Genomic DNA, 22,076 nt, shown 5'->3' with positions numbered 1-22,076 from the left:
ACAATTACAGCTAGTTAGGAGAAGGGTATGTCACGCAAAGTAACAATGCACATGGCGGATCAATCGGATTCGTCTTCCACCAAACGTTCGTGATTACGATTTTTCGGATCACTTTCAATGGTAGTAATACTGTTGACATCCGCAGCAGTTCTGGCCTCGAGCACAAGTGCAGCTCCGTTTGCCTTTGTCGAGTCGGTCAAAGAATACTTCGGTATTCAGCGAGTCGCTGAGGTGACAATTTCCGGAAACACTGGCCTCTCGTCGAGCAACGAAACCCATTTTGTACAGCCGTCGTTAGCGATGGCCAGCCTTTGGGCTGTAGCACCTGCATCTCAAGATGCAGATGCTGGGCAGACCCAGAACTATACCTTTGAGTTCTTTGCACTTGACAATACCTCGAATCTAAATCAGTCGATCACCATTCCGGCCGGCTGGACGACACCGACGTTGACACCAGGCCCCGGCGAGGTTACGGTCACATCCGGGACTTGTGTTGTTACATCGTTTTCGATCACAGGGAATACCATCAATTTATCGCAGACCGTAAACTGCACATCTGGTCAAAATTATTTTGTTAATTACCTAAATGCAACGGCTCCCATAACTACGGGCCCTTACGAGTTTACTAGCGGCCCGAGTGTTGGAATACAGCCGGTCGTAACGGTTGTAAATACAGCCACCACGACCACGGTCACAACTTCCGGCAGCCCGTCGACATACGGATCGATGGTGACCTTTACGGCGACAGTTGCTCCAAATCCCGGGGCTGGCAATGGCAATGTCACATTTAATGCAGCCGCAGGTGGTTGCGTGGCGGTCCCGGTCAATGCGTCAGGCCAGGCCACGTGTCAGAACAACGCACTTACCGTACCCGGTTCACCGCATACGGTAACTGCCAACTACAATGGCGGCACCGGATACCTCTCGAGCGGCGGTTCACTGACGGGCGGCCAGAGTGTGAGTGCCATCGCACTGACAGCGACGGTGACGGCCAGCAACAAGCCGTATGACGGCAACAACACGGCGTCGATCACGGCATGTGCCCTGAGCGGCGTGATCGGCCTTGACGATGTGACCTGCAACTTCGGCGGTTATTCGGCAACATTCAATAATGAGGACGTAGGCACGGGCAAGCCTGTTGCGGCAACCGGCCTGCTTCTGGCAGGAGCGGATGCCGGCAACTACTCGTTCGGCGGTACGGGCTCTGGTTCGGCAAATATAACACCGCTAAACCTAACAGCGACGGTAACTGCTTCGAACAAGATCTATAACGGAAATGATTCGGCGACGATCAACACGTGTGGGTTGACGGGAGTGATCGGTCTAGACGATGTCACATGCTCCGGCGTCGGCACCTTCACCACCGGCAAGAACGTTGGCAACGGCAAGGCAGTTTCAGCGGTGGTCACGCTGGCGGGTGGCGATTCGGGCAACTACACGGTTACTTCACCTGCATTTACCACCGCCGACATCACGCAGCTCGGAGTGACTGGTACGTACTCCGCAGCCAATAAGGCTTATGACGGAAACGCGGTTGCAGCTTTGTCAGCTCCGACGGTGGTCACACCGATCGGCCTTGACGATGTGACATTGACCAGCGGCGTCGGGGCATTCAATAACCCAAACGTTGGCACAAACAAACCAGTGACTGTCACAGGAGCTTCGCTTACTGGCGTAGATGCACCTAACTATTTGCTTGGAGCGGTATCGGCCAACAACGCCGACATTACTCCAGCTGACCAGACAGCAACGATAACGAACACGCCGCAGGCGTTTACAGGTTCGCCGCAGACGGCGTTGGTAGTATGTTCGGGCGGCGGTGCGGCAACGCTTTCCGGCGGAGCAGGAACTGCTATTGGAGTTTATCCTGCGACTGTCGATTGTGCGGCTAACGGTAATTACGCTGCTACCCTCAGCCTAGATGCCGGCAACTTTGTCATCCTAGGATCAACGACGGTGACGATGGGCGAGGCCGTCTGGAAGTACTACGATGAGATCGCCAACGTGAATATCGCCGGACACGACTTCGTTTCCGGAGCGGGAACGCCTCCGTCCGGAGTCGGAAGTGCACGGTTGGTCACGACACCAGCCGGTGCTGGATCGAAAAAATCGATCTACACTCCGCAGTTCGGTTCGGTCCGACTCGACAAGATCACATCGCTGCGATACAGCACTTACGTTGATTCGACTGCGGTAACCCCAAATACCTATCCGTCGCTCCAGTTCAATGTCGACTTCAACCTGACGGACGCGAGCAATGCGTGGCAGGGACGTGTCAATTACTCGCCAAATCTGCCGGGTGGACAGAACGGAGTGGTTGCGACGGATACTTGGCAGGAGTGGAACGCCTACAATGGTTACTTCTGGTACTCGTCCCCGGGACTCGTGCCCGTGGGCCTAACAGGCACGCCGTGTACGATCGCTTCACCATGTACGATCGCGACAATGCTGGCGGACCACCCGGATATGGGTATCCACAGTGCTCTGGATCCTCTCAACGCTCCGAATGCGGGCTATGCGTTCCTCGGCTTCTACGCGACGGCCGGAGCCAAGGCTTATGTTGATGAATTTGTTATCAGCGTTGACGACGGTATCGTTAATCTAGCCCCGACTACAGACGGTTACGTGTTCGATTTTGAACCGGGCACAGTGACAGCGACTATAGTTGCTGACAATAAGGTCTATGACGGCAATACATCGGTGAACATCTCTAGCTGCTCGGTGGCCGGTGCGGTTGCCCCGGATGACGATGTGGATTGTTCGGCAAGCGCCGCGTCGTTTGCGGATGAAGATGTCGCTAACGGCATCTCGGTTAACGCAAACATAACGCTGACAGGCACAGATGCCGAAAATTACGTGGTCGCTCCGACCGCTTCGACAACGGCGGATATCACACCGCTAAATCTGACAGCGACCGTGACTGCATCAAATAAGGTCTATGACGGAAACAATACGGCTTCGATCACGGCATGTGCTCTCAGCGGAGTGATAGTACCGGACGTTGTGACGTGCAACTTCGGCGGTTATTCGGCAACTTTCGCGAGTCCCAATGCGGGAACGCATGTGGTGACTGCGACCGGCCTTGCCTTGGCGGGAGCGGATATTGCGAACTACACGTTCGGCGGTACGGGCACGGGATCGGCCACGATCACACAGGCAACGTCGATAACGACAGTCGATTGTCCGAATCCTTCATATCCATATACGGGATCGGCGATCACACCTTGTACGGCAGGCTACACAACCTCGGACGGATTGAGTGGATCACTGTCCGTTAGCTACACGGCCAATGTAAATGTTGTTGACAGCCCTGTCACTGCGAGTGCGACATTCGCTGGTGACAGTAACCATGCCGGGAGTAATGGTTTCGATACGTTTACCATCACTCCGACCGTAAACACGATCATTGAACGGCCGGGCACTGCAAATTGGGTTTACTATGACGACAATACGAACTCCGTCATACCCGGACATGATTTTGTAATTGGACCGGCAGGCGGAAACTTACCGGCCGGAAGCGCGAGATTCCTTAGCGGTGCCGGAGGCAAAAAGGCTCTGATCACGCAGATGTTCAATGGAACAAAACTGGCGGATATCAGAACGTACAGCTATGACACGTTTGTCGCGGTCGGATCGGGCGGCGGTGAGCCAACACTTCAGTTCAACGTTGACTTCGACCTGACCGATCTGGACGAATCCTATCAAGGACGTGTGGTTTATGTTCCATCGCAAAATGGAGCAGTTACTCCCGGTTCTTGGCAGTCATGGGATGCAACGGATGGACTATTCTGGTACTCGCCCACGTACTCGCCTTACCCGGCGGAATGTACACAGGCTGTTCCGTGTACCAGAGCGCAGGTCCTGTTGGCCCATCCGAATATCGGTATTCACGATGGTGCATTGGGTGCACTACTGTTCCGGTCTGAAGCTAATAGCAATTCAAATGCCGATAATCTCCGCATTGGAATTGGAAATACGGACACTGTTTTTGACTTTGAACAATCACAAACGATCGTCGAACGGCCCGGCACCACCGATTGGGTCTATTTCGATGACAACACCAATTTGGTAATTCCGGGGCACGATTTCGTTTTGGGCCCGGCGGGCGGCACACTTCCGGTGGGAAGTGCTCGATTCCTCAGCGGAGCGGGTGCGAAGAAAGCTCTTCTCACTCAGCTATTTAACGGTGTGTGTTTAGATGACATTAGTACATTGAGCTACGACACTTATGTGGTCAGCGGCTCGGGTGGCGGCGAACCAACGCTGCAGTTCAATGTCGATTTTGACCTGAACGATGCTAACGAATCTTATCAGGGCCGAGTGGTATATGTACCGTCGCAAAACGGAATCGTCACACCGGATACATGGCAAAATTGGAACACCCTTAGCGGCGTGTTTTGGTATTCGCCAACGTATTCACCGTACCCGGCCGAATGTACCCAGGCGGTTCCTTGTTCGCTAGCGTCGATCTTGCTAGCCCATCCGAACATCGGAATTCACCGTAGTCCTTTGGGTGCCCTTATCTTCAGGTCTGAAGCAAACAGCGATTCGCGTGCGGACAATCTGACGGTAGGAGTTAGTGGTGGTAATACGACTTTCGATTTTGAGCAAGGAACATCGACGACGACGATCAATTGTACAGCCGGCCCGTTCACCTATACGGGAGCGTCACAAAATCCTTGCACCGCTAGCTACACACTTTCGAGCGGCGGTACAGGTCCGGTTGCCGTAGTCTATTCGCCGGATGACATAAATGCGGGCCTAGTGACCGTCAACGCGACATTCGCTGGTGATGATAATCATTCGGGCAGCAATGCGGTCGCACAGACCTTTACAATCGGCCAGGCGACTTCGTCTACGACTGTAAGTTGTCCGCTGAGTGTTGTCTACGACGGAACAGCTCAAACGCCTTGTACCGTCTTGGTTACGGGTGCTGGTGGGCTTAGTTTGACACCGGCCGCGAGTTACTCGAATAACGTTAACGTTGGATTGGCCACTGCGAGTTATACGTATGGAGGCGGTCCAAATCATACCGGAAGTAACGATTCGGAGAATTTCAATATTACGATCGCACCGCAGACGATCAATGGATTTGGGCCACTACCGAATAAAAACTACACCGATCCGAACTTCAACATCACAGGTGTGACGGCGACTTCGGGGCTTCCAGTCAGTTTCACGAGCTCGACACCTTTGACCTGCTCGGTGACGCTGTCCGGAACGGTTGATATTCTTGCACCTGGTACATGTACGATCAACGCCAATCAAGCCGGCGACGGCAATTGGAGTGCTGCACCGCAAGTCACTCAGAGTTTCTCGATCACGTTCTGCCCGGTACTGTCGGTATCGCCTCTGTTGACGTCGCCTGAGAAGGTCGATGTGTGGATCCCGGTCGAGATAAGTGACACTACCGGTGCCGGTGTTATCGGTGTCGATGTCACTATCACCTATGATCCGTTGATACTCGCCCCGGTTTACGAAGCGGGATACCCTGTTGGCCCTGGAATGACATTCCCGAATGTGGTTAAGACGGATGCGCCATTGGCAACTCCTTACACGATCGGTACATCAGCCGTTAGGACCGCCGCCGAAACGGTAGCCGGCACGATCAATCTGTCGGTTTACGATTCCGTACCGCTTAGCGGAGCCGGAACGGTTATCTACGTTCATATGAAGGTCATCGGTAATACGGGTGACATCTCATTCCTGAACCTAAGCAACAATGTGATCAACGGAACACTTGTCTGCTCGAACACGTCGAACGGCCAGATCGAGATCGTCAAGGCACCGACCACAACGGTCGTAACCTCGAATAACGATCCGTCCGTTTACGGAAGTTCGGTAACCTTGACCGCTACGGTCTCGTCGGTGACGACGGTCAACAACGGCGATGTCGATTTTAATATCGACGGAAATCCGTTCCCGGGCTGTCAGAACGTGCCGGTTGTTGGCGGAATAGCTCAATGTACTACCAGCAGCCTTAACGTTGGTACGCATCCGGTCATTGCTTCTTACAGCGGAAGTGTGGATTACGATCCGAGCACTTCGGCTTTGTTTAATCAGGATGTGACACAGGCTTCGCTCGTTATAACAGCGTCGAGCCACACCGTAAATTATGGTGATGCGGCTCCGACGATCACGCCGAGCTACGTTGGGTTGACGAATGGCGATCTTGCACCGGCAACGCCGCCGACATGCGGAACGACATACACAACGGGTTCGCCGGTTTCGGGTTCTCCATATCCGACGACGTGTCTTGGAGCAGTTGACCCGAATTACCTGATTACGTACTTGCCGGGAACGGTGACGGTCAATCCAGTCGGTTTAACGATCACTGCTTCGAGCCATGCGGTAACGTACGGTGCCGCGGTTCCGGTGATCACTGCAAGCTATGTCGGATTGACGAATGGCGACACGGCTCCGGCAACACCGCCGACTTGCGGAACAACTTACACGGTTGGTTCGTCGGTTGCGGGTTCTCCTATCCGACGACTTGTTTGGGTGCGGTCGATACTAATTACACGATCAGCTATGTACCCGGCTCGGTCACGGTTAGCCAGGCTCCGTTGTTGATCACGGCTTCGAGTCACACGGTAAATTACGGAGACGCAGTTCCGACGATCACACCGATCTATTCCGGTTTGGTTGCGGGTGACCTGGCCCCTGCAACGCCGCCTACCTGCTCGACCACCTATTTGATGGGATCGTCCGTGATAGGTTCACCTTATCCGACAACATGCGTTGGAGCAGTTGACGGCAATTACCTGATCACCTATGCACCTGGTAGTGTGACGGTGAATGCAGTTGCTCTGCTGATCACGGCGTCCAGCCATACGGTAACGTACGGCGATGCGGCTCCGACGATCTCGCCGAGCTACAGTGGATTAGTTGCGGGCGACCTTGCTCCGGCAACGCCGCCGTCTTGCTCGACGACCTATTCATCGGGTTCGCCGGTTTCGGGTTCACCGTACCCGTCGACCTGTGGAGGTGCGGTTGACACGAATTACATCATCACCTATGCATCCGGCATTGTGACGGTGAATAAGGCGAATGTCGCGTGTATCGTCACGCCGTATGACGTGATCTATGACGCCCTGCCGCATACCGCGACAGGAACTTGTACCGGTGTTCTTGCTCAAGATCGAACGGTCGACCTTGATCTTTTGACTACCACCACACACACTGCTCCGGGCGTTTACAATGACACCTGGGTCTTCACAGATACGACTGGTAACTACAACAATACCAGCGGAAATATAACCGACACCATAAGGAGCGGAACGGTCGAGGGTGTTGTCAGCTACGGTATCGTACCTGCTAACAAGGTCTCGGGCGTGACGGTTAACGGCGTGGGTTCGATCGCTACCAGCGGTATTTCCAACGCCTTGGGCTACTACTCGTTGACCAATTTCGGAATAGGTTCGTACACGATGACGCCGAGCAAGCCGACACAACAGTGTTTGACATCAAACGGGATCACATCACTTGATGCCGCGTTGGTTGCTCAGCACGTGGTCGGTATCGCGACGCTTACGGGTTACGGGCTTGATTCGGCCAAAGTTAGCGGATTGCCGACAGTCTCATCGTTCGATGCAGCACTTATCGCTCAAAAGACGGTTGCCAATTGTGCGACGTTGCCTTATCAGCGTTCGGGTCAATGGTATTTCGTTCTGCCCAGCAACACTCACTCTCAGGCTCAGATCATTGACAACATTGTCACTGACAACTACACAGCTTATATGCTGGGTGATGTTGACGGCGATTGGAATCCTGCGGGCCTAAATCGTCCGGCACTGGCGCGAGTGTCGAATTCGCCTGATGCCGTGCAGGTCGGTCTGCCGGCGGTGACGGCAGATGCGGGAACGCGTGTATCGGTTCCGCTGCGAATGGACAACATGATGGGCCGCGGCGTGACGTCGTATCAGTTCGACATCGAGTACGATCCGACGGTGATCGAGCCTGCTGAACTGGCAGCCGACCTCGTCGGAGCGGTTCCGGCCGAACTGGCGATCGTCTCGAACGCACCTATCCCGGGCGTGTTGAAGGTAACGGTCTATGGAGCGTTCCCCGCAACGGGCGACGGCGTCTATGCCAACCTGCATTTCAACGTGCGAGGAGCGATGGGCAGCAGCTCGCCGCTGGCTATCCGCGGATTCATGCTCAATGACGACCGCTGGGAGGTCAATACGACCGACGGTGTGATTATGGTGGGCCGCGTCAATGCTGAACGTCCTTCGATCAAGGGCCGGATCTTGACGACCGACGGCAGCGGAGTTCTCAACGCGATCGTCACCCTGACCTCAACGACAGGCAAGATCCAGTCGATGCGTTCGGGTGAGGGCGGAGCGTTCGAGTTCACACGCGTAGTCGCGGGCGAGACCTACACTTTGACCATCCAGTCGAAGCGTTTCAGGTATCAGCCCCGAACGGTAAGCATGTCAGGCAATGCCGTCGAATTGGACGTGATCGCCGAGCAGTAGAACCGTGATTGCGGGCCGCGGTAAATGGTGGATATCGCGGCCCCAACCTGGATCGTATCGAGTAAGACGGGTCGTTCCCACCGGCGGCTTTGCACTATTTGTTTGTAACAGCTTTCGCTGTTTTGACTCTCTTTCGTAGTTGTCGTTCGGCTCCCCTAAACAGGCCGACGAATGAACACTACTCAGACACTGGAGGAATTGTTTACATGTCAGTCAATCAACTACCGGCCACGATCAAAAACTTTGAACGTTTCGGCACAAGACCCGCATTTTTATCACGAATTGCAGACACGTCCTTACTCATCTTGCTCGCAATGATCTTGATGACCGTGTCCGTTTTTTCGCAGTCGATCTTGGAAATTGAGCGCCCGGACAAAGATCAACCCGGCTCCGCTGACCTCAGTGAAAGCAGCCAGTATTTCCAAGGGTTTGAAATAGATAATGTTTGGGGCGGAAACCCATTGCGGGTTGCTACCGGAACGGACGGCATCTCCTCGCGTACCGGCGGATTCCACGCGAAGGCATCCGCTGGGAATTTTACTCGTTGGGGAGGTTACAGTTCCGTATTTCCAAGTTTGGGTTTTACGACTTCGGTCGATGTCTATTTCAACATGGCAGGCGGCTTTGGTAATGACACTCGGTTTGATTTTTCGTCAGCTGCCAGTCAGCCTGACGGTAATCATCGCCGTGATTTTATTTTCAATTGTGGATTTTATAGTGATGGCGGGCCATACGGCAGCGGAAACAGGTTCGTGTGCAGCAGCAGCAACAATTCGCCGGGAAATCCTCGAGATCCGGGCAGATCGCCTGTATTTGTAGATTCAAGTGGCTGGTACACACTCAAGCATACCTTCAGAAACAACGGCGGCGTCCTTGCCGTGGATATGGTCTTGCTGGACAGCGTTGGATCGGTCAAGGGTTCGTGGACACTTAGTGATCCGACGGATATCATCGGTACGACTGTGGGGGGAAATCGATATGGGTGGTTCGTCACCAATGGATTCCCATTTCTCGCGATCGATAACTCGAAGCGGGCAAACATCATTCCGTCAAGCACAGTGAAAGTTACACCGGTCAATTACAACGGATGGATGTTCTATGACGATGACAATGATGCCGTGAATAACGCCCTCGGCTCGTTTGTTACTGGTCCCGCGACTCCTAATTATGGTTCTGGAAGCGCCCAAATAAGTGTGATCGGGCTGAGCCAGAGGGTCAATTTGGCGACCTACCAATTCTCAGGCACTCCGTTGGCCGACATCAACGAATTGAAGTTCAGGACATATAATCCGTCGGCTGGAAATGGCGGTTCCCCAACTACCACCTCGTTCCTGGTGTTTAACGTCGACTTTAACGGATCGGATACATGGCAGCGACGCCTTGTTTTCGTTCCTTCGGGTGTCACCCAAGATAACTGGAAAGAGTGGGACGCTATTGCCGGCGGAAACGCTCTTTGGAGCCACTCTGGACCAACGTGGCCGATGGGAATCGGCGGCGGCGGCGAGCCCGGAACTTCGACCAAGACCTGGGGCCAGATCCTGTCGCAGTATCCTGGAATCAGAATGAGAGTCACCGACTCGCATTTGGGAATTCGAGTAGGAAATCCTGATCCGCTTGGCTACACAGAAAACATCGATTCGTTTACCTTAGGTACGGCGACGAGCACGACGACGTTCGATTTCGATCCGGCGGCTCTTCTCGTTGATGACAATACCACCGAGTGTCCGACGGCTCCATACATGACAATTCAGGCTGCGATCAATGCTGCAGCACCCGGAGCCACGGTCAGTGTCTGCGCGGGTACTTACAATGAAGACATAAATGTCAACAAGGCGGGACTAACGCTTGTCGGTGCGGGAGTCGACATTTCGACGATAATCGGACAGCATGCGACGGGAGGCCCGGATACCGTCTTGATCACTGCTCCAAATGTTACCGTTGACGGATTTACGATCACGCGAACAGGCAATACTGATGTCCCGCTTGGGTCGTGGGCCGCGAATACACATAATCAGGGTGTAAATGTTGCTGCCGTCACAGGCGTTACCATCCAAAACAGCAAGATCACAGGCAATCGAAATGGTATCTACGTCGGCCAGTCGTCACACAATACGACCATTCGACGGAATATTATCGATTTCAATCGTACCGGCGTGCATCTGGTTGATAACAATAACGCGTTGATCGAGGAAAATTTCATCACCGACAACTGGACGATGGGTATCTTGTATCGCGAAGAACTTCCGGTCGGCCCTGATCCAACCGGCGTCGTCGTGAGGAACAACAACATCTCCGGCAATTGGTTCAGCCAGATCGAGTTTCGGGAACCTCCTGGATCTTCAGTGTTGAACATGTCGGGGAATTATCTTGGGACCACAAACCCGACGAGAGTCACGACAACCAGTCTCGAGCCAGGCTACAACGCGCAGATCCCGGCGGCTTATCCGGGCGGATCGGCGGTTGCACCGGGAAGTCCCACCGGAACGATCGCGGGCCCTCAATCCGCTCGCGTTGATTACTCTCCGTTCCTGAACAGCGGAACGGACACACAACCCGGAACTCCGGGTTTCCAAGGCAATTTTTCGAATGTGACCGTTAACGTGGACAGTGCGTCATCAAGCGGTCCGATCAGCAATATTCAGGACGGGATCAATGTGGTGGCGACCGGCGGAACCGTGACGGCCTTGGCCGGAACATACCCGGGCAACGTTTTGATCAATAAAGCCGCTACGTTGAATGGCAACTTCACGATCGGCGGCACGTTGAGCACCAGCAATTCAGGTGCAGTGGTCAGCCCGGGTCTCAGCCCCGGGATCATCAACAGCGGCAATCTGACGCTGAATTCGGGTGCTACGGTCAGCATGGAGATCAACGGTCTTGTTGCCGGTACTTTCCATGACCAGCTAAATGTAACCGGTACGGTAGATCTAGGCGGGGCGAATCTAAATCTGTCGGTCGGATATATACCGATGTTCGGACAACAGGTCGTGATCGTGAACAATGACGGAGCGGATGCGGTTACCGGTACCTTCGCAGGATTGCCTGAGGGTTCGACCGTTACCGTTGGATTCTATATCTTTACCATCAATTATGCCGGCGGATCCAATAATAACGATGTGGTACTCACGGCTACGCCGGTCTGTGAGACCGTGTCGACACCGGTGGTGACATCGCTGACGACATATCCGGCTGTTACGGGTGTTCCGGTCACTATTCCGGTAACCACGTCGGATCTGACGGGTGCCGGTGTGATCGGTGTTGATTTCACCTTCGACTATGATCCCACGGTCATGATCCCGGATGTCACGCCGGCGACCGTTGCGGGTACCATCAATCCGGGAGCGATCTTGACCTTCAATGCGGCAACACCCGGATCTTTGGTCATTTCGTTATTCGATTCGACGCCATTCGCTTCTGGCGGAACGTTGGTGTTCATCATGATGAAGGTCATCGGACAGATCGGTTCGTCGACTCCATTGACGCTCACCAATTTCCGATATAATAACGATCTGGTCTGTTCAAATGAAACTAGCGGCTCGTTACCTGTCATCGGTTCGACCAGCGGACGCGTGTGGTATTCGAACACGAATATCGCACCGAACGCTCCCGGCTCGTTCGGCGTTCCAAACGTGACGATGACGCAGACCGGCCCGATCCCGGGCGTCACTACGACGGACGGCCTCGGTGATTACTCGCTCACGGGCATCGGCAACGGCGTATTTACGATCACGCCGTCGCGTGTACCGCAAGACTTTAATGCGATGTCATTCCTGCCGTTCGGCATCAAGTCAAATGACCCGTCGCGTATTGCGCAGCATGTGGTCGGCCTGATCACGCTCACCGGGCGACAGCTCGATGCGGCAAAGGTCAGCGGGCTGCCGGTGGTCTCATCGTTCGATGCGGCATTGATCGCTCAATGGATCGTCGGATCAGGGCCGAGCTTCCCGGGAAATCAGACCGGTCAGTGGAAGTTCTTCCCGACGAACCGCACCTATACCAACGTCATCGTCGATCAGGTCAATCAGGATTACGATGCTGTCTTGATGGGTGACACCAATGGCGACTGGGTCGCTTCGCCAACTAGGCCGGCTCCGACCGAGGCGTCAAAAGATGCCGTTCGTGCGTCGGTAGGCGATATCGCGGCGGCACCGGGAACGACCGTGACCGTACCGTTCAGGATCGACAATCTGAGGGGCAGGGCGGTTTCGTCCTATCAGTTCGATGTCGAATTCGATCCGACCGTGATCTCGGCGAGCGAACTCGCGGCGGACCTTGCCGGTACGATCGGGGAAGGCCTTGGCTTTGCGGCCAATTCGCCTATGCCGGGACTGCTCAAGGTCGTGGTCTTCGGTGCGATGCCGGTGGGCGGTGACGGTGTTTACGTAAACCTGAGATTCTCGGTCATCGGCGGTGATGGTACGACCACGCGGCTGGCGTTGAGCAATTTCAGCTTTAACGACGGCAGCGACGAGGTGACCTCGTTCGGCGGCCGGCTGTCGGTCGGGTCTGCGGCTGAAAACACGACGATTCGGGGCCGTACGATCTCGGCCACGGGCAGGCAGGTCGCGGAGGCATTGGTCACATTGACCAGTTCGGCGGGCGAGAGCCGGTCGGTGGTCTCTCAGGCTGACGGCTCGTTCGAGTTTGGCTCGTTGACCGTGGGCGAAACGTACACCGTATTTGTGCAGGCTAAACTCTACACATTCACGACCCGTACGGTCAGCCTGGCGGGCAGCGCGGTCGAATTGGACATGATCGGTATGCAGTAGTAACGCAGCAATAGGCCGCGGTCATTGACAGCGATCGCGGCCTTGTTTAGATCGCTTTTTTAAAAAAGAAGTTCGTTGGATCGAAAAAAACTTGAAAGGTTTTTGCGGTTTTTCTCATATAACAATGAGGAACATATTTTTATCAGAGCCGGTGATGAGCCGGCTCGTTCATGCGAAAAAGTACGCACTTAAATGCGGGGATTCCCGCATTATTTTGAGTTTTAGCGGCCGAAAGGGCGAAAACCCCCGGCATTTTTCCGCGTTTTGGCAATAAACGTGCCAAAACGTCCGAATGGCACGAACGTTGCGTGAAAACGGTAAATACACAATTTCGGCACCAAAATGCCGATGATCATAAGGGTTTGATATTTTAACGAATATTTTCGTATTTCAAAGGTTTTTATGATTTGTTTTTGGTGCACGAACGTGCGTGAAATTCGCGTTCGTTTTAGATGTTAGTGGGCCTTTGCGCTGATCGATCGGCTGCCCTACATATCGGTCAGAGAGGGCTCATTACCGGGGGCAAAGTGCCTTAGCTTCTGCAGCCTGTTGGCTGCATAGCAGACATCTTGTTTCCGTTGGATTTGGTTGAAAGATAGAACCCTTTGGGTGGTGCCGTTCTCGGGCATTCTTTGCTTGAACGGCCTGTCACTGCCAATTTCTATTATTTGGTTTCGTTCGACGTGCGGTGTTGTGTAATTTCAGCACTATTCCCACGACGTGCGATTCGATTTGAAAAGTAAGAGGAGAAGATGAATGTTTGAAACACTTAACACTTCAACAACGCTGACTTCCAGTTGGCGTTCCCCGGAGAGGTCGATCTTCCGGTATCTTGGACGATTTACATTTGTCATATTGGCGATCACGCTCGCCCTCACCGCATCGTCGGTGACGGCTCAGAGCGTCGTTTACAACGCGGTGCCAGCTACGCTCGCACCGAGCTATCCGAGCCAGCCCTTCAGGCTCAGCAGACGCGCCCATTCGGCGATTATGTTCAGCTCGCAGGCACAAATCGTGTGCTAAATTCCGTAACGTTTACAATGGTGACTTGGGCTCCCAATTCCGACTGGCCGCTAATGCCAGCCGGTGGTTGGTCGCATCCCTTCACCATCAATATTTACAATGCGGTACCGGGAGCTCCGCTCAATACGCTGGGATCATTGATCGCAACTTCGACCCAGGCCAAGTTAGTGCCTTGGCGGCCAGCCGCCGATCCGACTTGCGCGACTCCCACAATGTGGCGTGCCGCTGACACGCTCTGCTATAACGGATACGCATTCAATCTAACTTTTGACATGAGCAGCCTTAATGCTGTTTTGCCCAACGATGTGATCGTTGGTATCGCATACAACACCCAAACATACGGGTATACTCCGATTGGCGTTGGAGGTCCATATGACTCGCTCAATGTCGGTACCACTCCTGGCCCTCCTTCTGTCGGCACGGACAAGAGCCTCGACCGAGTTTTTTGGGATACTGTTACAGCAGGTTGGTATACCGACGGCGGCACCGGGGGAGTTGGTATTTTCCGTGAGGATACGAATTGGACCGGATATGGGTCGATTCCTATCCAGATCAACGCGACGCCAATTGTCCGCGAGGTCGACGACGACTTTGCTCAGTGTCCGCTTGCGACATTTTCGACAATTCAGGCAGCCGTAACCGCAGCCGGAGCCGGCGATATCATTAAGGTGTGCGCTGGTACTTATACTGAGAACGTCTCTATTACCAAGAGTCTAACCCTTCAGGGTGCTCAGGTTGGAGTGGATGCGAGAGGGCGAGCTGCTGCTGAGTCGATCGTAATTCCTGCGAACCCCGCAGTCGCGACTTTTGCATTCTCGTTTAGTGGAACATTTGTCGTTGACGGTTTCTCATTCTCAGGGGGCAGTGCCGGAACACAAGGTGTTATCTACAATGATGTCGGTCAAAATCCGGATTCACAGATCCTCAATAATCGATTTAGCGGATATTCAACACAAGCGATTTGGCTAAATCGTGGCGGAACTGACATAACGATTGACAAGAACGTCATGGACGGATCGAGTATCGCTGGCGGTTCGCAAGTGATGTTCTTCAACGGACCGCAAAATTTCAATGGATTGCATATCACCAATAACAACGTGATCAATAATCCGAATCGAGCGGGCGTATTTGTCGATGGCAACAACAACGTCAGCGAAAGTGCTACTCGCGACCCACTTATCAGTGGAAACCTCTTTAATAATAACAACGTTGGTATGAACCTCGGATCCCGTTCGTTCGGGAAACTTGGAACCCCGGCAACTGGAACTTACGCTGGTGAGATAAGTAACAATACTTTCTCAAACAATGCATTCGACGGTGTTCAGGGTGGTCTCCAACATGTGCTGGTTACTGGAAACACGTTCAGCAACAACGCTCGCGCTGGGCTAGCGCTAACCAGCTTTGGCAATACAGGTGCAGATCGGGGTGCGCAGAACAGCGATATCAAAGGAAACCTGTTCACTGGAAATGGCTCCGGGCCTGACCCGTTCCCGAACCCTGATTCGCGCGCCGGCATTTTCTTAAGCGGCACACAGGGCGTGGGCCTGATGGGAACGAACCGTTTGAACTTTAATCGGATCGTCGGCAATTTCGTTGGCATAAAGTATGGCAGTAGCGTGGCCGCCGGTAACAACGGAACCATTGACGTCGAAAACAATTGGTGGGGTTGCAATACGGGTCCGGGCGGAGCAGCCACAGGTGGCTGTGTAGCCAGTCCAAACGGCACACTGGTATTTGCAGGTAACACCGGTATATTGGACTCGAGTCCATGGCTCGTGTTAACGACATCGGCAGCGACGCCTTCGGTCATTGTTGGCGGAACGGACAATGTCACATCTCTGTTGACGACCAACTCGGACAACGTGACCCCGGGCGGCGGTTTTGTGCCGAACGGAACACCGGCGACATTCGTCGGAACGTTTGGAACGGTAGTGTCACCGAGTACTTTCACGTCTGGAAGCACCGGAACGGTATTCACCGGCACAGCACAGGGAGTCGGTGGAGTGGCAACGACCGTTGACGGTCAGACCGTCAGTGCACCGATCACGGTTTACAACGCAACCTGTTCAGCAGTTACAACGGACAACGTCAGCACAATGACGAACGTGGGAATCTCGATTCCGGTCAATACAGACCTGATGACAGGCCGCGGAGCGATCTCGGCTGACTTTGTATTCAATTACAACAATGCGGTACTAACGCCTAAGGTAGCGGCTGTATTGGCAGGGCCTGTTGCCGGTGGCGGTGCGGTTATCACTTACCGTACGCCGACAAGCCCGATCCCATCACCTGCCGGAACGGTCATCGTTTCAGTTGTCAATTCGGGAGGATTCACGGGAGCCGGAGCTCTGGTAACGATGGAGTTCGACGTGATCGGACCGATCGGTTCGACCTCGCCATTGGGTATTTCGCCTATCGCCGGATTTACGTCGTCTCAACTGTTCAACGGAGGCTATTTGCAGTGCAACACTGTCTCTACCGGAACCCTGTTAGTAATTTCAGGTACGGTGTCAGGACAGGTGACGTACGGCAATGCTCCTGCGGGACCGGCGATACCTGTTCGCGGAGTTCTTATTGATGCTCCGGGAACACCTCCGAATTCACCCAACGTCAGTGATATCACTGATGCGGGCGGCCTCTACTCGATGAGCGGATTCGGACCTGATGCTTATGTCATCACGGCATCGAAGACGGCCTATCCTGTCGGAACATCCAGTGTGGCAACCGGCATCTTTGCCGATGACGCGACGGCTATCGTTCGTCACGTAGTTGGCCTCGAAGTGCTGACCAACCCAACTCAGCTCGCAGCCGCGAAGGTGAGCGGAGTCGTGACGCCGGCACTTTCGTCCTTCGATGCTGCGTTGATCTCGCAGTGGATCGTCGCGATCCCGAGCCCGATCAATCAGACCGGACAGTGGAAATTGTCGCCGACGAGCCAGCCCTCGACGGTCTACACCGCCAATGCAACTCAGAATTACACGGCGCTATTGATGGGCGACGTTAATCAGAGTTGGAACAACGATCCTCTGTCACGTCCGGCTTTGACGGAACCGACCGATCGTTCGGTATTGCCTTCGATCACGAGCATGGAAGCTGAGAAGGGACGCGAGGTCATTGTACCGTTCAGGATCGACAATCTGGGCGGCAAATCGGTCGGTTCGTATCAGTTCGATATCGAATTCGATCCGACAGTGATCGAGCCTGTAACGACGGCAGCGGATGTGATGGGAACACAGAGCGAAGGCTTGACCGTCATTTCCAACTCACCTGAGGCAGGCCTGCTCAAGGTCGCAGCTTACGGTGCGTTGCCGGCAAGCGGCGACGGCGTTTACGTTAATCTGAAATTCCGCACGATCGGAGCTGTGGGTTCGACCACACAGGTCACGATCAAGGAATTCATGTTCAATAACGGAAGCGACGAAGTGTTTGCCAAGGGCGGCCGTGTATCGGTCACTCGAGAATCGAATGACACCGGCATCAAAGGCCGCGTCATCTCGGCTTTCGGACAGCCGGTAGCGAACGCCAAGGTGATCCTGACGGCAACCGATGGAACGACCCGCACTACTGTCACCGGTTCGCTGGGCTCATATGAGTTCGGCGGCCTGCAACAGGCGAAACATACACAGTGACGGTCCAGGCCAAACGCTTTACCTTCGAACCACGAAGCGTAAGCGTAACAGGCACGACCGTTGATCTGGATATGATCGCCAGACAATAGTCATACCGCCGCGGCGGAATAGGAATGCCTCTAGATCAAGAGGCATTCCGCTCCGCCCGGGTAAAATAATTTGCTTGTGGTTAGTTGGTAAATTATGTGAGCAGCAGTTCACATGTTTCAGTTTCGATTATTTGCAAGCGAGGTGCTCGGCCGTCGGCAGCACCACTTAGGATTCTTTTTTTTGGCTTCGTTCGCCGTGTTGTGCTGATCACCATCAGTACGAATCCCCACGACCTGCGATCCGTATTACTGAGTTGAAGGAGAAGAATTATGTTTGAAAGTTTTAACAAATTAAAAAGATCTAGACCGGGAAGAGCTGTACTTCGGCACTTCGGGCGATATTTACTCGTTATTATGGTGATCACATTAGGGGTCGCTGCGGCGAACGTATTCGCGACTGTACTTGTAACTAAACCACCCAATCTACAGGGTTGGGCAGTCCAGACTGGAACTTGCGGCGCGTTGAACACATCGAGTGCCCAGTACGTGATCGGCCCCGCAACGGCACCCGCGGGTGCTGGTAGCCTGAGAATGGCGATCGGTGCGGATGGTGATGCGTACTACATTTATCGAAATACCGCATTTGATGGTGTATTGATGAGTCAACTCACTTCACTTAGCTACAGTACTTATGTCACCACATATATCGACAGCCAAGCGATTGCAGTAAACCTACGGATCGACACCACTGGCGACAGTATTCCTGACGACACCCTCTGGTTCGAACCTGCGTATCAGGATGCAACATACTTTCCGAGTTTCCCGCAAGCAACGTTAACTACCGGAACATGGCAGACCTGGAATGCTCTTTCTGGTGGTTGGTACACAGACAATGGTGCTGGAGGTTCCGGCCCCGGCACGAATGTGAAATCGCTTGCCACGATCCTCGCGGCTTTGCCCCCAGGAACAACTATCGCTCCAAATGGCGCGCTCGGCGGACTAAGGCTCTATTCCGGCTGCGGCTTTGGCTCATGGGATAACTTTGACGGCAATGTTGACAACTTGACTGTCGGCGTATCGGGAAATGATACAACCTACGATTTCGAGCCGGTCGTTACTCACGTCGTTGACATAACGGACGGTCAGGCAAGTGCCACTGACTGTAACGCGGGGGATCTGGCATTTACCTCGATTCAGACTGCCGTCAATGCAGCCGGTGCTGGAGATGTCGTCAAGGTTTGTCCGGGTACTTATCCGGAGAACGTCAACGTCAATAAGGCGAATTTACAACTTCTTGGAGCCAAGGCAGGTGTCGCCGCAGGACCAGCCGCGATTCCAGTCGGCCGTGGTACTGGCGAGGCGATCATCGTTGGTCAGACCCTCGCATCTGCAGCCGTTGAACTGAGTGGCAACGCATCTAGCATCGATGGTTTTACCATTCGCCCAAGAGGTATTAACGGACAGCACGCGTTGTTTTTGTCGAGTGCTAGTGCGAGCAACCACGTAGTTCGGAACAACATCATGGAGGGCAATACGTTCGGAGCCGCCACGGGAACCTCCTCTTCGATGCTCTCGGTGCGTTTCGACAACGCTACCTTCAATAACAACAGCGTTAGAGGGTTTCGGTATGGAATCTACGTTGACGGAGCGGTCACGGATGCTACGAGTACTCTAGATAGCAACTATGTAACAGGTTCTACCTTTGTGAATGTAATGTTCGCAGGGAGTAGTGCCGGGCATATATTCTCAAATAATTTGGTTGAGAACAATTTGGGCTCCATTATTTTGGCGTCAGGGGGAAACACGTTTACGGGAAATACCATCCGTAATAATAACGCGGGCATTAGTTTGCAATCTCATGCGAACAATAACAACAACACCATCGTGGGTAATCGTTTTGTTAGTAATGTCACCGGGATAAGTATCAACGGACCATTGGGAACTGGTAATGTCGCAAGGTTCAACGCCATTATCGGTTCGACTAGTGGAAATGGTATCCGCAACGATCGAGCGGTTGCGTTCGACGCTCAGAACAACTGGTGGGGCTGCAATTATGGCCCAGGAGCCGGAGGATCTGGTTGTGTTGGCACACCCAACGGTATTGGCGGAACTTCGGTGGGCCTGCTAGACGCGAATCCGTGGCTCAGACTGACCACATCTGCGGCGTCGTCACCGATCTTGGTCGGCGGAACGTCCGCAATTACATCGTTGCTTACAACCAACTCGGACAATGTGACACCGGGCGGCGGTTCGATTCCGAACTTTATGACCGCGTCGTTCGTCGGAACGTTCGGGACGGTAGTATCACCAAATACATTCACAGCTGGAGTGACGGGAACGACCTTTACCGCGACCTCTCAGGGAGTCGGTGGAGTAGATACAACCGTTGACGGCCAGACGGTCAGTGCTCCGATCACGGTTTACAACGCAACCTGTTCAGCAGTTACGACGGACAACGTCGATACATTGACGGGCGTTGGAATCTCGATTCCGGTCAATACTGATCTGATGACAGGCCGCGGAGCGATCTCGGCTGACTTTGTGTTCAATTACAACAATGCGGTACTAACGCCTAAGGTAGCGGCTGTGTTGGCAGGGCCTGTTGCCGGCGGCGGTGCGGTTATTACGTTCCGTACTCCGACAAGTCCGATCCCGTCACCGGCCGGAACGGTCATCGTTTCGGTTGTCAATTCGGGAGGATTCACGGGATCCGGAGCTTTGGTAACGATGGAGTTCGACGTGATCGGACCGATCGGTTCGACCTCGCCATTGGGTATTTCGCCCATATCCGGGTTTACATCGTCGCAGCTGTTCAACGGCGGATATCTGCAGTGCAACACCGTCACGACCGGAACCTTGACCGTTATCTCGGGCACGGTGTCGGGAACGGTGACGTACGCACATAATCCGGGCGTACTGCCTGTTCGCGGAGTACTTCTTGATGCTCCGGGATCGCCGAACGTCAGTGATATCACTGATGCGGCCGGCTTGTATTCGATGGACGGTTTCGGACCTGGATCGTATACATTGACGCCGTCGAAGACCGCTTATCCGGTCGGGACCTCTATCCCGGCTCACGGCATCTTTGCTGACGACGCAACGGCTATTGTCCAGCATGTCGTCGGCCTCGTACCGATAACCAATCCAACTCAGCTCGCGGCAGCGAAGGTGAGCGGAGTTGTGACGCCGGCACTTTCGTCGTTCGATGCTGCGTTGATCTCGCAATGGATCGTCGGTATCCCGAGCCCGATCAATCAGACCGGACAGTGGAAGTTCACGAACACGAGTGAGTCTCTTGGGGTCGTGACAGCGAACCAAACGCACAACTTCACCGGTCTATTGATGGGAGACGTAAATGGAAGTTGGAGCAACATGGTCGGATCACGTCCGGCTTTGACGGAACCAACCGAACGCTCGGTGCTGCCTTCGATCACGAGCATGGAAGCTGAGAAGGGACGTGAGATCATCGTACCGTTCAGGATCGACAATCTGGGCGGCAAATCGGTCGGTTCGTATCAGTTCGATATCGAATTCGATCCGACAGTGATCGAGCCTGTAACGACGGCAGCGGATGTGATGGGAACACAGAGCGAGAGCCTGACCATCATTTCCAACTCACCCGAGCCCGGCCTGCTCAAGGTCGCAGCATACGGTGCGTTGCCGGCAAACGGCGACGGCGTTTACGTCAATCTGAAATTCCGCACGATCGGAGCTGTGGGTTCGACCACACAGGTCACGATCAGCGAATTCCGGTTCAATAACGGAAGCGACGAAGTGTTTGCCAAGGGCGGCCGCGTTTCGGTCACGAGAGAATCGAATGATACCGGCATCAAAGGCCGTGTCATCTCGGCGCTCGGACAGCCGGTAGCGAACGCCAAGGTGATCCTGACGGCAACCGATGGAACGACCCGCACTACTGTCACCGGTTCGCTGGGCTCATATGAGTTCGGCGGCCTGGCAACAGGCGAAACATACACAGTGACGGTCCAGGCCAAACGCTTTACCTTCGAACCACGAAGCGTAAGCGTAACAGGCACGACCGTTGATCTGGATATGATCGCCAGACAATAGTCATATCGCCCGGCGAAGCGGAATGCCTCTAGATCAAGAGGCATTCCGCTCCGCCGCGGCAAAATAAATTGCTTG

6 protein-coding genes are annotated in these 22,076 nt (G+C 54.0%); all 6 read left to right on the top strand.

Annotated elements, in window-relative coordinates:
• Window positions 1-117: 117 nt before the first annotated feature.
• Entirely contained in the window at window positions 118-6,573 is a 6,456-nt protein-coding gene (locus IPK01_14280; protein MBK7934607.1) for an Ig-like domain repeat protein, read from the top strand.
• Complete coding sequence (locus IPK01_14275; protein ID MBK7934606.1) at window positions 6,498-8,480, top strand: carboxypeptidase regulatory-like domain-containing protein; 1,983 nt, start codon at window positions 6,498-6,500, stop codon at window positions 8,478-8,480. Before IPK01_14280 ends, IPK01_14275 begins: the two co-directional genes overlap by 76 nt.
• Before the next feature lie 206 nt (window positions 8,481-8,686).
• Window positions 8,687-13,249, top strand: a complete 4,563-nt coding sequence (locus IPK01_14270; GenBank protein ID MBK7934605.1) for a right-handed parallel beta-helix repeat-containing protein — start codon at window positions 8,687-8,689, stop codon at window positions 13,247-13,249.
• 756 nt (window positions 13,250-14,005) lie between these two features.
• Complete coding sequence (locus IPK01_14265) at window positions 14,006-14,272, top strand: hypothetical protein (protein MBK7934604.1); 267 nt, start codon at window positions 14,006-14,008, stop codon at window positions 14,270-14,272.
• A 17-nt stretch (window positions 14,273-14,289) separates the two neighbouring features.
• Window positions 14,290-17,901 (top strand): carboxypeptidase regulatory-like domain-containing protein, encoded by a 3,612-nt coding sequence (locus IPK01_14260; GenBank protein MBK7934603.1) that lies wholly within the window; start codon window positions 14,290-14,292, stop codon window positions 17,899-17,901.
• A gap of 443 nt (window positions 17,902-18,344) precedes the next feature.
• Complete coding sequence (locus IPK01_14255) at window positions 18,345-22,001, top strand: carboxypeptidase regulatory-like domain-containing protein (protein ID MBK7934602.1); 3,657 nt, start codon at window positions 18,345-18,347, stop codon at window positions 21,999-22,001.
• Window positions 22,002-22,076 lie beyond the last annotated feature (75 nt).

The organism is Acidobacteriota bacterium (assembly GCA_016713675.1).
In the GTDB taxonomy this organism is placed as follows: domain Bacteria; phylum Acidobacteriota; class Blastocatellia; order Pyrinomonadales; family Pyrinomonadaceae; genus OLB17.
Note: the sequence above shows the minus strand (reverse complement) of the source record. Positions and strands in the feature narration are given on the sequence as shown.

Excerpts from the sequence above, each read along its gene's own strand:
- IPK01_14270 (MBK7934605.1), top strand. The coding sequence starts at position 8,687 with ATGTCAGTCAATCAACTACCGGCCACGATCAAAAACTTTGAACGTTTC.
- IPK01_14280 (MBK7934607.1), top strand. The coding sequence starts at position 118 with ATGGTAGTAATACTGTTGACATCCGCAGCAGTTCTGGCCTCGAGCACA.
- IPK01_14255 (MBK7934602.1), top strand. The coding sequence starts at position 18,345 with ATGGTGATCACATTAGGGGTCGCTGCGGCGAACGTATTCGCGACTGTA.
- IPK01_14265 (MBK7934604.1), top strand. The coding sequence starts at position 14,006 with ATGTTTGAAACACTTAACACTTCAACAACGCTGACTTCCAGTTGGCGT.
- IPK01_14260 (MBK7934603.1), top strand. The coding sequence starts at position 14,290 with ATGGTGACTTGGGCTCCCAATTCCGACTGGCCGCTAATGCCAGCCGGT.